This window comes from Rhizobium sp. CF122 (genome assembly GCF_000282035.1).
GTDB lineage: Bacteria > Pseudomonadota > Alphaproteobacteria > Rhizobiales > Rhizobiaceae > Rhizobium.
In genome coordinates, this window is sequence record NZ_AKKA01000119.1 from 15,885 (window position 1) to 28,631 (window position 12,747).

A 12,747-nucleotide genomic window follows, 5' to 3' on the forward strand; every position below is an offset into this window, starting at 1 on the left:
TCCGCCCGCCCGCGGGCGGAGCATCATTTCTGACCGGACAGGGATGGATCGATGGAAGAAACCTTAGCGGTCCGCAAGCTGGACCGGCTCGGCGCGGTGTTGGTGACGGCCGGCATCGTCGCAACTGCGCTCCTGCCTTTCATCTATGTGAAGGCAAACCGCATCGCCGCCGGAAAGCCCATGCTGCTGATGCAGCTTCTGAACCAGCCGTCCGCCATCATCCTGACAATCCTCCTAATCGTCACCGCACTGGCCGTTCTGTTTCTGCAGAACGCGCTGCTGCGGCTGGTGATCGCGACCCTCTGCTTTGCGGCGCTGCTTGCGACGATCGGGCTTGCGGCCGCGGTATTCACACCACCGAACAGCAATGCCGCACGCATGACGCCTGGCGGCGGATTCTGGGTGCTGTTCGCGGTCATCGGGCTCATCATCTCGGACGCGCTCGTCAAGATCAGGCTTACTCCGTGGATGCGGATTGCAGCCCTTGCGGCTTACACCGGCCTGCTCGGAATCTTCCTCACGTCGGGTCTGCTCGACAATCTCTCGATCATGAAGGAATTCGCGACCCGATCCGCGCAATTCTGGACCGAGGCGCTGGCCCATCTGCTGCTCGCATTCGGCTCGCTGGCGACCGCAATCGTCATCGGCCTGCCGCTCGGCATCCTGTGTTTCTGGGTTCCGAAGCTGCGTGCCGCAGTGCTACAGGGTCTCAGCCTGATCCAGACGATCCCGAGCCTTGCGCTTTTCGGTATTCTGATGCTGCCGCTCGGCTATCTCGCGACCCATGTGCCGGCGGCTGCCTCGATCGGCATTCGCGGCATCGGTGCTGCGCCAGCGCTGATCGCGCTCATCCTTTATTCGCTGCTGCCGATCGTCGCCAACACGGTCGTCGGTCTGCAGGGTGTTGATCCCTCGGTCCGCGACGCCGCGGCGGGGATGGGCTTGACGCGCCGCCAGATCCTCACTGGCATCGACCTGCCGCTGGCCTTTCCCGTCATCCTGACAGGCATTCGCATCGTCCTCGTTCAGGCGATCGGTCTGGTGACGGTGGCAGCGCTGATCGGCGGTGGCGGCTTCGGCATCTTCATCTTCCAGGGGCTTGGCCAGACAGCCATGGATCTCGTTCTGCTCGGCGCCGTGCCGACCGTTTTCTTCGCCTTTTCTTCGGCCGTCATCCTCGATGCGGTCATCGACAGCATACGGGGATCCGCCGCATGAGCATGATCGAGATCAGGAACGTTACCAAGCGCTACGGAGCGGCAACCGTCGTCGACAATGTCTCGATGGATGTCGAGAAGGGCTCGATCACCGTCATCGTCGGTACCTCGGGCTCGGGCAAATCGACACTGATGCGGATGATCAACCGTCTCGTGCCGATCACCGCGGGTGAGATCTTCGTTGGCGGGCAGAACATCATGGATGTGCCAGTGACGGAACTGCGCCGCAAGATCGGCTATGCGATCCAGGGCCACGGCCTCTTTCCTCATCGGACGGTCGCACAGAACATCGCGACGGTGCCGCAGCTTCTCGGCTGGGACACGGTAAAAATCAAAGCCCGCGTCGAGGAACTGCTCGGCCTCTTCAACCTCGATCCGGCGACCTTCGCCGAGAAATATCCGCATCAGCTCTCGGGCGGCCAGCAGCAGCGCGTCGGCGTTGCGCGAGCGCTGGCGGCGGAACCGGAACTGCTGTTGATGGACGAGCCGTTCGGCGCGCTCGATCCTGTCATCCGCGGCAAGGCGCAAGACGATCTCCTCGCGATCCAGAAGCAGTTCGGTACGACCGTCGTCCTCGTCACGCACGATATGGACGAGGCCTTCCACCTCGGCAACCAGATCGCCGTGATGAGCGTCGGCAAGCTGCTGCAATGCTCGACCCCGGAAAAGATCCTGACCGAGCCGGCCGATCCCTTCGTGCAGCAATTGACCGGCACCTCCGACCGGGCACTGAAATTGATGTCGCTGCTGCCACTGAAGGAGAGCATGGAGCCGGCGAAGTCAGGCCTGGCTTACACATTGCCACAATCGCTCAGCCTGCGCGACGCGCTGGCCGAGATGATCTGGCAAGGCGTCGACGAAGCCGCCGTTCAGGATGGCGACAGGGCGCCTATCGGCTCGATCTCGATAACGCGGCTGCTCGAACTGGGCCGTAAGGCATGAAACACGTCTTCGCGAACCTCTTCCGCGTCGTCGCACTGCTGTTGCTGCTGATCCTCCTGTTCAGGACGGAGTGGCTGTCTTTCCTGCTCGTGCCGTTGACGAGTAACAATGCGCCGGCCGTCTACACGCAAAACAGTCTTCCGCAGCTTGCCGCTTCGCATCTCTTTCTTGTGGCGATCTCGATCGCGGGCAGCGCCGTTCTTGCGATCCTCGGCGGCATTTTCGTCACCCGCAAGAGCGGCGAAGACTTCCTGCCGTTGTCGCGGGCGATTGCCAATGCCGGCCAGACCTTTCCGCCGGTCGCGGTGCTCGCTTTGGCCGTGCCAGCAACCGGCTTCGGTGCCGGTCCGACGTTGATCGCCCTCTTTCTCTATGGCCTGCTGCCGATCTTCGAGAACACCGTCTCCGGCCTGAAGCAGGTCTCCCCCTCCGTGCTTGATGCCGCCGATGGCATGGGCATGAATGGCAGACAGCGGCTCTTTCAGGTGGAACTGCCGCTTGCTCTGCCGCTGATCCTCGAGGGCTTGAAGGTTGCGACCGTCATCAACATCGGTACCGCGACGATCGGCTCGACGGTGGCGGCCAAGGGCCTTGGCGAAGTCATCATCGCCGGGCTGATTTCCGACAATACCGCCTTCATCCTGCAAGGTGGTCTGATCGTCGGCCTGATGGCAGTGCTGATCTATGATGCGATGGGGCTTGTCGAAAACGCCATCACGCAAAGAATTGGCTTGCGCCCGGCCTGAGGCGGCGGCTACCAAGGCTGCCGTGATATCGGCAACGGGAGGCAGCCTTGGCCAAGATGATTCACTCCATGATCCGCGTTCTCGACGAGGCGCGCTCGGTCGAGTTCTACGGCAAGGTTCTCGGCCTCAAAGTCGCCGATCGCATCGACTTCGATACCTTCACCCTGATCTACATGAGCAACGACGAAACCGGCTTCGAGCTGGAGCTGACGGTCAACAAGGGGCGCACTGAACCCTATGATCTCGGCAATGGCTATGGGCATCTTGCCCTCTCCGTCCAGGAAGTGAAGATCGAGCATAAGCGCCTGATGGAAGCGGGCCTGAACCCCGGCAAGATCGTCGAACTCAATCGCGACGGCAAACTGCTGGCGCTGTTCTTCTTCGTTACCGATCCCGACGGCTACAAGATCGAAGTCCTGCAACGCCACGGCCGTTATCTCTAAGAGTTTCCCATGATCGAAAAGACCGAACTAAACCGGGGCTGGACTCTTTCCTGCAACGTTACAGGTCGACGCGACCTGCCGGCTGAGATTCCAGCAAAAGTGCCCGGTTGCGTACATCTCGACCTTCTGGCCGCCCGGCTGATCCCCGACCCCTATCTCGACATCAACGAGATCACCAACGACTGGATCGGCAAGGACGACTGGACCTATCGCTGCACTTTAGACGCGTCACCGGACGCCGGAAAAATCCACGAACTGGTGTTCGACGGCCTCGATACCGTCGCGACGATCGTCCTGAACGGCGAGGAGCTCGGCCGAACCTTCAACATGCATCGCACCTATCGCTACGATGTCTCGGAGCGACTGAAGCAGGGCTCGAACGAGCTCGTCGTGGCATTTCGCTCGGCATACGCATACGGTGCCGAGATGGAGGCGCATTACGGCTATCGGCCGAACAACTATCCCGGCCCTGGCAACCTGATGCGCAAGATGGCCTGCAACTTCGGTTGGGACTGGGGACCGACGCTGGTAACCGCGGGGATCTGGAAGCTGGTGCGGCTGGAAAGCTGGGAACGGGCTCGGCTTGCAGAAACGCGGGTTTCGGCAACGCTTGCCGGCCACGACGGGCTTGTGACGGTGCGAGCACGTGTCGAGCGCCACGCCGGCGAGGGCGCGAAGATCGTCGCTAGCATTGCCGGCATCAGCCATGTCGCCGAGTTCGTGGAGGGAGCAGATGAGATCGAGTTTCGGTTGACTGTCCCTGCCCCGCAGATCTGGTGGCCGCATCATCTCGGCGCACAACCGCTCTACCCGTTGCAGATTGAACTGCGCGATAGCGTAAGCAATGACTTACTTGACAGCTATTCGAAAGAGATCGGCTTCCGCTCGGTCAGGCTGGATACCGCACCCGACGAACACGGCTCCGCATTTACTTTCGTTGTCAACGACGTCCCACTTTTCCTCTGCGGCGCGAACTGGATTCCGGACGACTGCTTCCCATCGCGGGTGACCGCAGAGCGCTATACTTCCCGGATTGAGGAGGCCAAAGCAGGGAACATCAATCTGCTGCGTGTCTGGGGCGGCGGCATATTCGAGCGCGACGAGTTCTACGAAGCCTGCGACCGCGCCGGGATGCTCGTCTGGCAGGACTTCCTGTTTGCCTGCGCATCCTATCCCGAAGAAGAGCCCTTGCGCAGTGAGGTCGAAGCGGAGGTGCGCGACAACGTCATGCGCCTGATGCCGCACCCGTCGCTTATCGTCTGGAACGGCAACAACGAAAATATCTGGGGCTTCGACGAGTGGGGCTGGCGTCCGATCATCAAGGATGGAGTGAGCTGGGGGCTCGGCTACTATCTCGATGTTCTGCCGAAACTCTGTGCTGAGCTGGACCCGGATCGGCCGTATTATCCAGGCAGCCCCTACTCCGGGACGATGGAGATCGAGCCGAACGCCGATGAACATGGCTGCAAGCATATCTGGGATGTCTGGAATGACGTCGGCTACGAGGTCTATCGCAACTACATCCCACGCTTCTGCTCAGAGTTCGGCTGGCAGGCACCACCCAACTGGGCGACGATCGAGGAAAGCGTCCACGATACGCCGCTGACACCGACCTCGAATGGCGTTTTCCACCATCAGAAGGCGACGCAAGGCAACGACAAGCTGATCCGCGGGCTCGCCGGGCATCTGCCGGTGCCGCGGACCATGGACGACTGGCATTTCGCCACACAGCTCAACCAGGCGCGCGCCATCCGCTTCGCGATCGAGCACATGCGCTCACACCGCGCTGTCTGCAAAGGCGCCGTCGTCTGGCAGTTCAACGATTGCTGGCCGGTCACCTCCTGGGCGGCGCTCGATTCGGCCGGACGCCGCAAGCCGCTCTGGTATGCCATGCAACAGGCATTCGATCCGAGGCTGCTGACGATCCAGCCGCGCAGCAGCGGACTGGCGGCGGTGGCAGTCAACGAGCGTACCCTCTTCTGGCGTGCGAAGATTTCAGGCAAGCGCCTGCGGCTTGACGGAACAGTGCTGGCCGAATTCGAGTTCTGGCGACTGCTCTGCGACCGCTTCGAAGCGAAGGCGTTTCCGCTGCCGGCTGACATCGCAACGCCAGACAACGCAAACGATGAGCTCATCGTCGTGCAGATGCTCGACCGCCGTGCCTTCCACTACTTCGTCGAGGATGTCGACCTGAAGCTGCCGGCGCCGCAGGCATCGATCGAGGTTAGCCCTTCCGCGGATGGCTATGAAGTGAAAGTAACAGCTGTGACGTTCCTGAAGGATCTCTGCTTGATGTCAGATCGGCTCGATCCTGATGCCGTCGTCGATTCCATGCTGGTAACGCTACTTCCGGGCGAAAGCCACATATTCACGTTGCGGACTGCAACGGCGCTCTCGGCAAGCGATATCACCATTGGCGCTGTGCTGCGCTCGGCCAACGACCTCGTTGCCACAAACTGAAAAGGCCCCGTCTGCACGGCGCCCATCCAAGTCGCTTTACGACGCCAAGCGCCATAAAGCGCGCTCTGGCGCAGCGGATATACGCGCGATAGATAGACCGCGGGCGCCGACGACGTTGCATCCAGTAGGGCGGCACGCCGTAATAGTCATAAACGCGGCCATTATCCTTGTACCAAGTGTCGTCATCATCCGCATAGCTCGGCGCGCCTTCGATCTTTTCCTTCGTCTGGTCGATGCGGTAGCCGTACAGTTGTGTGTCGTAAGTCAGCTTTTCCCACGGCAGCGGACAGTGATTGTGACCGATGCCCAGGAAGCCACCGAAGCTCAACACGGCGTAGGCAACGCGCCCATCCTGCTCGCCGAGGATCAACCGTTCGATCGAGCCGATGTCTTTGCCATCGGCGCCATAGACTCGGGTGCCTTCCACGCGGTCGCTCGCAATCAGCGTTGGCGTATCCTCTACATTCGGGTCACGGCGGGTCGTGTCAGCGTCCTGATGCAGCATCCTGCACCTCCTTTTTCGTTCCTCGTGGTTGGTCCACAGTTGAAAGACGCTGCCCGAACTCGAGGTTCCCTTTAGTCACAACAACCAGCCCCGCAGCGTTATTGACGTTTACGTCAAGGTTAGTGTAACTCTATTCTCAGCTTGAACCGTTCAGGCGATGACATAAGCTGCCGTGTTGGAAGATGGAGGATCGTCCAATCGGTTTTGCCGGTAGGACCGGCCGGCGGCGACAGGGAGAGAGACACGATGAACAGCATTTCCGTCCATCCAGGCGGTGCGAATCCCCAAAAGCCCTGGCTTGCGACCTATCCCGACAGCGTGCCGGCCGAGCTGCCGCCTTTGGAATACGAATCGCTGGCGGAACTGCTCGAAAAATCCTGTGCGCGCTACGCCAATCGTACCGCCTTCTCCAGCATGGGAAAGACGCTGACCTATGGCGAGCTTGAAAGCCAGACGCGGAAGATCGCAGCCTGGCTTCAGGGCCTCGGCCTCGAAAAGGGCGACCGCGTCGCCGTCATGATGCCGAATGTGCTGCAGAACCCCGTCGCCGTCTACGGCATCCTGCGCGCTGGCCTTGTCGCAGTGAACGTCAATCCGCTGTACACGCCGCGCGAGTTGGAGCACCAACTGCGCGACTCGGGCGCCAAGGCGATCTTCGTGCTGGAGAATTTCGCCCGCACCGTGGAGCAGGTACTTGTGAAAACCGATGTGCGCCATGTGGTGGTCACCTCGCTCGGCGAAATGCTGGGCGCCAAGGGTCTGATCGTCAATCTACTCGTGCGCAAGGTGAAGAAGCTCGTTCCATCCTGGTCCATCCCGCAGCACAAAACCTTCAAGCAGGTTCTGGCCGAAGGCGCCGGCAAGGCGCTGAAACCGGCAAACCTCAAGGGCGACGATATCGCCTTCCTGCAATACACGGGCGGCACCACGGGGATCGCCAAGGGCGCAGTGCTAACGCACAAGAACCTGCTCTCCAATAAGCTCCAGCTGGAACTCTGGCTGCAATCGGCTTTCGACAAGAAGCAGCGGCCAGAAGTGCTGAACTTTCTCTGTGCCCTGCCGCTTTATCACATCTTTGCGCTGACGGTGAATTCGCTGATGGGCATGTCGCTCGGCGCGCACAACATCCTCGTTGCCAACCCGCGCGATATTCCGGCGCTCGTCAAGGAGTTCGGCAAGGTCAAGGTCCACATATTCCCCGGCCTCAACACACTCTTCAACGCCTTGATGAACAACGCCGATTTCGCCAAGATCGACTTCTCCTCCATGGTGATGTCGCTTGGCGGCGGTATGGCGGTACAGCGGCCGGTTGCGGAGCGGTGGATGAAGATCACCGGCTCCCATATCACCGAAGGCTATGGCCTCTCCGAGACGTCGCCGGTGGCAACGGCAAACCGCTTCGATTCGGCCGAGTTTACTGGCTCGATCGGTCTGCCGATCCCATCGACCGAGCTCGACATTCGCGACGAAGACGGCAATTCGCTTCCGCTTGGCGAAATCGGCGAGATCTGCATACGCGGTCCTCAGGTGATGGCTGGCTACTGGAACAAGCCGGAGGAGACGGCGCGCGTGATGACGCCGGACGGTTATTTCCGCACCGGCGACATGGGCTTCATGGATGCACGCGGCTACACCAAGATCGTAGACCGCAAGAAGGACATGATCCTCGTCTCCGGCTTCAACGTCTATCCGAACGAGATCGAGGAAGTGGCCGCGATGCATCCGGGCATCCTCGAGGCCGCGGCGGTCGGCATTGCCGACGGGCACTCCGGCGAGGCAGTGAAACTCTTTGTGGTGCGCAAGGATCCGGCGCTGACGGAGGCGGACGTCAAGGCGCATTGCGCCGCGAATCTCACCAATTACAAGCGCCCGCGCTTCGTAGAATTCCGCACGGAATTGCCGAAGACACCGGTCGGAAAAATCCTGCGCAAGGATCTGCGCGGTTAAGTTTGACGGTTGCGTGAAATTGAGAGCCATCCGTTTGTTCGGATGGCTTTTTTGCGTTTCGACAGGTCGCCGAACTTGATTTGCGCCCTACAAAGCGAATAGTTTCCGCGACCCTCTCGCCCTGCAAAGGAGCCTCCCATGAATGCCATCGTCGAACAATTGAAGAGCACTGCGGCCGCCACCAAAGCGACCGATCTGCGCGCCGCCTTTGCCGCCGATCCGCAGCGTTTCTCGCACTTCAGCGTGTCGCTCGACGACCTGCTGATGGACTATTCCAAGACGGCCGTGAACGACAAGATCCTGGCTCTCCTGGTCAAGCTCGCGGAAACGAGCGGCGTCGAAGCCAAGCGCGACGAGATGTTTGCCGGCAAGGCGATCAACTTCACCGAAAACCGCGCCGTCCTGCACACTGCTCTGCGCAACCGCTCCAATACGACGGTGCTGGTCGACGGCAAGGATGTCATGCCTGAGGTCAACGCTGTACTTGCCGCCATGGGCAAGTTTGCCGACGGCATCCGCTCCGGCAGCCTGAAGGGCGCGACTGGCAAGGCGATCACCGACGTCATCAATATCGGCATCGGCGGCTCCGACCTCGGCCCGGTCATGGCGACGCTGGCGCTGGCGCCTTTCCACGACGGTCCGCGCGCGCATTTCGTTTCCAACATCGACGGCGCCCATATCGCCGATACGCTGAAGCTCGTTCAGCCCGAGACGACGCTCTTCATCGTCGCCTCCAAGACCTTCACCACCGTGGAGACGATGACGAACGCACAGACGGCGCGCAAGTTCATCGCCGACGCGCTCGGTGAGGCCGCCGTTCAGCATCATTTCGCTGCCGTTTCGACTGCGCTCGACAAGGTCGCGGCCTTCGGCATCGAAAGCGAACGCGTCTTCGGCTTCTGGGATTGGGTCGGCGGTCGCTATTCCCTGTGGTCGGCGATCGGCCTGCCGATCATGATCGCGATCGGACCGGACAATTTCATCAAGTTTCTCGAGGGCGCCCATGCCGTCGACAACCACTTCCGCACGGCGCCGATCACCCAGAACCTGCCAATATTGCTCGGCCTGATCGGCTACTATCACCGCAATGTACTCGGCTACCCGACCCGTGCGGTCCTGCCCTACGACCAACGCCTGTCGCGCTTCCCGGCCTATCTGCAGCAGCTCGACATGGAATCGAACGGCAAGGGCGTGACGATCGACGGCACGCCGGTTGAAGGCAATTCCGGTCCGGTTGTCTGGGGCGAGCCCGGCACCAACGGCCAGCACGCCTTCTACCAGCTCATCCACCAGGGCACGAGCGTCATCCCGGCCGAGTTCATGATCGCGGCGAACGCCTTCGAGCCAAATCTGCGCCACCAGCACCAGCTTCTGATGTCAAATGTGCTCGCCCAGTCCGAAGCCCTGATGAAGGGCCGCACCTTCGAAGAGGCGAAGAAGCAGCTGACCGACAAGGGCATGGACGACAAAAAGGCCGATTTCATCGCACCGCACCGCGTCTTCACCGGCAATCGCCCGTCGATCACCTTCGTCTACGACAAGCTGACGCCCTATGCGCTGGGTCGCCTGATCGCGCTCTATGAGCACCGAGTCTTTGTTGAAGGTGTGCTCTTCCGCATCAACTCCTTCGATCAGTGGGGCGTTGAGCTCGGCAAGGAACTGGCGACCGGCCTGCTGCCTGTCGTCGAAGGCAAGGAAAGCGCTGACGGACACGACTCCTCGACGCAGGGGCTCGTTTCTGCACTGGCGAAGCTCGCCAAGTAAGCGCTCGCACAAAGCGATTCAAAAGCTCGCCCATGTCATGTGGGCGAGCTTTTTTGTTTGAAGCAGTCGAACCGGGCTACATTTCTTCGTCTTTACTGCAGTGTTCGATGGGAGAGACGCATGATCGAAACAGACGACGAGCTGGCAACATTCGAAGCGAAGGGTGCCGCGCCGCTGCCCACCGCAGCTCGTGCTGGCTTCGTCGAAAACGACGGTGCTCGCATCTGGTATGAGAGCTATGGCTCCGGCCCCGCCGTCATCCTGCTGCATGGCGGACTCGGCAATGCCGGGAACTGGGGATATCAGGTGCCAGCACTTGTTGCTGCCGACCGACAGGTCGTCGTCATCGACAGTCGCGGACACGGCCGCAGCACGCGCGACCCACGTCCTTTTCACTATGCCCAGATGGCAGACGACGCGCTTGCGGTGATGGATCGGCTGGCGCTCGCGAAAGCCGCCCTCGTCGGCTGGAGCGACGGTGCCTGCACGGCGCTGATCCTCGCCGATAAGCGGCCGGAGCGGGTTTCCGGTGTGTTTTTCTTCGCCTGCAACATGGATCCCAGCGGCACGCTTGAATTCAAGCCGACACCCATGATCGATCGTTGCTTTAGTCGCCATCGTAAGGACTATCAGGCGCTATCCGCCACGCCCGATGCCTTCGATGGCTTCGTGGCCGACGTGTCGAAGATGATGGCCAGCGAGCCGAACTACACGGCCGCCGACCTCGCCGGCATGAAGGTGCCGGTCGCGGTCGTGCTTGGAGAGAACGACGAGTTCATCAAGCGTGAGCATGCCGATTATCTGGCACGCAGCATTCCCGACGCCGAGCTGATCCTCCTACCAGAGGTCAGCCATTTCGCACCGCTACAGCGGCCGGAGCACTTCAGCCGCGAAGTGCTCGCCTTTCTCGATCGCCTATAGTTCAGAGGCCGATTTCTTTCGCCCATGGGGGATTGGCGCCGGCGCGCGAGACCGTGACGGCGGCGGCCTTCGCGCCAAGCGAAAGGGCGTTCTGCAGAGCCTTTTCGCTGAGCGAGGCAACCTTTTCCTTGGTCAGGAGGTCGTCGATCTTCAGCGAGGCGAGCACGCCGGCATCGAAAGTGTCGCCCGCGCCAACGGTATCGACGACGGTGACGCGCTCGCTCGGCACGGTGACCTTGCGTTCCTTGGTGTAGCCGGACGCCCCTTCCGCACCCTTGGTGATGACGACAAGCTTGACGCCCTGTTGCAGCCAGTAGGCGGCGAGATCGTCGTGGCTGCCCTCGAGACCGAACCACTCCAGGTCCTCGTCGGAGAACTTCACGATATCCGACTTGGACGCCATGCGCTTGATGCGCGCCATGTGGGCTTCCTTGTTCTTGATGAAGCCGGGGCGAATGTTGGGATCCAGCGAAATGACGCGCTTGTCGCACTCGCGGTCGAGCAGTGCCTCGTAGGTCTCGCCGCAGGGGCTGGGGATGAGGCTGATCGCGCCGAAATGCAATGCTTCGCAATCGTCGCCAAGTGCGGGCAGATCGTCGGTGGTGATCATGCGGCCGGCCGTGCCTTCATCGTAGAAAGCATAGGTCGCCTGGCCGTTGACCAACTTGACGAACGCGACAGTTGACGGGCGCGGGGTGATGGCGCAGAGGCTGAAGTCGACATTGCTCGCCTTCAGCGTATCGCGCAGGATCTCGCCCATCATGTCGTCGGCGAGGCCGGTGAAGAAGGCCGTTGGGATGCCGAGGCGTCCGAGCGCGATCGCCGTGTTGAAGATCGCACCCCCGGCGTACGGCGCAAAGCCCTTCTCGCCGAGAGTTGTCTCCCGCGGCAGCATGTCAATCAGCGCTTCGCCACAGCACAAAATCATTCCGGCCTCCCAAGCATTACGATCCATCGATGTTCAAATCGATTAGATAATTTCGTGGCAAAAGCAAAGCGCCGCGACGCAATTCTTCATTCAAAGTGATGAAATGCCGCCATTGCGTCCCGACCAGGCGAGGGGCGCATCAAGGAAGGCCTCCACTTCGCTCAATGTCTTCTCGTCGAACAGCTTCTGCGCCTTGGCGACCGCCAGCACATCGCGCCAGGTGGCGATGTAGTGCAGCTTGACCTTGCCGTCGGCAAAGCGCAGGGCGCCTTCGTCGAAAATGCCGTAGTAGAAGAGCGCGATACCGTGATCGACCACACCACCGGCGGCACGGACAGCATCGATGAACTTGAACATGCTGCCGCCGGCCGTCGTCAGGTCCTCGATGACGAGGACGCGCGAGCCCTCCGGCATGTTGCCTTCGATCTGCGCGTTGCGACCGTGACCCTTCGGCTGCTTGCGCACATAGATCATCGGCAGGCTGAGGCGATCTGCGAGCAGTGCGGCAAAGGGGATGCCAGCGGTTTCACCACCGGCCACGCAATCGAACTGCTCGAAGCCGGCCTCGCGCAACACGACGCTGGTGGCAAAGTCCATCACGGTCGAGCGGACGCGCGGGAAGGACAGAAGCTTGCGGCAATCGATGTAGACGGGGCTCGCCATACCGGAGGCGAACTTGTAGGGCTGGGCAGCGTTGAAGTGCACCGCCTTGATCTCCCAGAGCATCTTCGCAACGAGTTCCGCCATGACTGCGCGGTCGGTGAATGTCGTCTGGATCATCGCTCTCTCCTTTGGTCAAATTTATGGGCCAATAGCAGCAAGCGGGTCAGTTTTCCAGAACAGCGAGTGGTTCCATGCCGAGAATGATGGCAAA

At 61.0% G+C, this 12,747-nt stretch carries 10 protein-coding genes and 1 pseudogene; 8 read left to right on the plus strand and 3 right to left on the minus strand.

The window, feature by feature from the left end; all coding sequences use genetic code 11:
- Positions 1-51 precede the first annotated feature (51 nt).
- The 5 genes from PMI09_RS27135 to PMI09_RS27155 are packed head-to-tail and all read left to right on the plus strand — an operon-like array spanning position 52 to position 5,808.
- Positions 52-1,218 (plus strand): ABC transporter permease, encoded by a 1,167-nt coding sequence (locus PMI09_RS27135; protein ID WP_007801935.1) that lies wholly within the window; start codon positions 52-54, stop codon positions 1,216-1,218.
- Positions 1,215-2,159: an ABC transporter ATP-binding protein gene (locus PMI09_RS27140; protein WP_007801936.1), complete on the plus strand. Its 945-nt coding sequence runs from the start codon at positions 1,215-1,217 to the stop codon at positions 2,157-2,159. Before PMI09_RS27135 ends, PMI09_RS27140 begins: the two co-directional genes overlap by 4 nt.
- Positions 2,156-2,905: an ABC transporter permease gene (locus tag PMI09_RS27145; RefSeq protein WP_007801938.1), complete on the plus strand. Its 750-nt coding sequence runs from the start codon at positions 2,156-2,158 to the stop codon at positions 2,903-2,905. Before PMI09_RS27140 ends, PMI09_RS27145 begins: the two co-directional genes overlap by 4 nt.
- Before the next feature lie 47 nt (positions 2,906-2,952).
- Positions 2,953-3,348, plus strand: coding sequence for a glyoxalase superfamily protein (locus PMI09_RS27150; RefSeq protein ID WP_007801940.1), 396 nt, complete (start codon positions 2,953-2,955; stop codon positions 3,346-3,348).
- A gap of 9 nt (positions 3,349-3,357) precedes the next feature.
- Positions 3,358-5,808, plus strand: a complete 2,451-nt coding sequence (locus PMI09_RS27155; RefSeq protein ID WP_007801942.1) for a glycoside hydrolase family 2 protein — start codon at positions 3,358-3,360, stop codon at positions 5,806-5,808.
- 118 nt (positions 5,809-5,926) lie between these two features.
- Here the strand turns inward: PMI09_RS27155 and PMI09_RS27160 are convergent.
- A pseudogene (locus PMI09_RS27160) lies at positions 5,927-6,313 on the minus strand (PRC-barrel domain-containing protein); the annotation flags it as partial.
- Between the two features lie 246 nt (positions 6,314-6,559).
- Here PMI09_RS27160 and PMI09_RS27165 point away from each other — a divergent pair.
- The 3 genes from PMI09_RS27165 (at position 6,560) to PMI09_RS27175 (ending at position 10,945) form a co-directional block, all read left to right on the plus strand.
- Positions 6,560-8,260, plus strand: coding sequence for a long-chain fatty acid--CoA ligase (locus tag PMI09_RS27165; protein WP_007801946.1), 1,701 nt, complete (start codon positions 6,560-6,562; stop codon positions 8,258-8,260).
- Positions 8,261-8,398: 138 nt separating this feature from the next.
- Positions 8,399-10,024 carry a glucose-6-phosphate isomerase gene (gene pgi / locus PMI09_RS27170; protein WP_007801948.1) on the plus strand — a complete coding sequence of 542 codons (1,626 nt, stop codon included), beginning with the start codon at positions 8,399-8,401 and terminating at the stop codon, positions 10,022-10,024.
- Between the two features lie 120 nt (positions 10,025-10,144).
- Complete coding sequence (locus PMI09_RS27175) at positions 10,145-10,945, plus strand: alpha/beta fold hydrolase (protein WP_007801951.1); 801 nt, start codon at positions 10,145-10,147, stop codon at positions 10,943-10,945.
- A 1-nt stretch (position 10,946) separates the two neighbouring features.
- Here PMI09_RS27175 and PMI09_RS27180 read toward each other — a convergent pair whose 3' ends face one another.
- Both PMI09_RS27180 and PMI09_RS27185 read right to left on the minus strand, forming a co-directional pair.
- Positions 10,947-11,873, minus strand: coding sequence for a carbohydrate kinase family protein (locus PMI09_RS27180; RefSeq protein WP_007801952.1), 927 nt, complete (start codon positions 11,871-11,873; stop codon positions 10,947-10,949).
- Positions 11,874-11,963: 90 nt separating this feature from the next.
- Entirely contained in the window at positions 11,964-12,653 is a 690-nt protein-coding gene (locus PMI09_RS27185; protein ID WP_007801954.1) for an orotate phosphoribosyltransferase, read from the minus strand.
- Between the last annotated feature and the right edge of the window lie 94 nt (positions 12,654-12,747).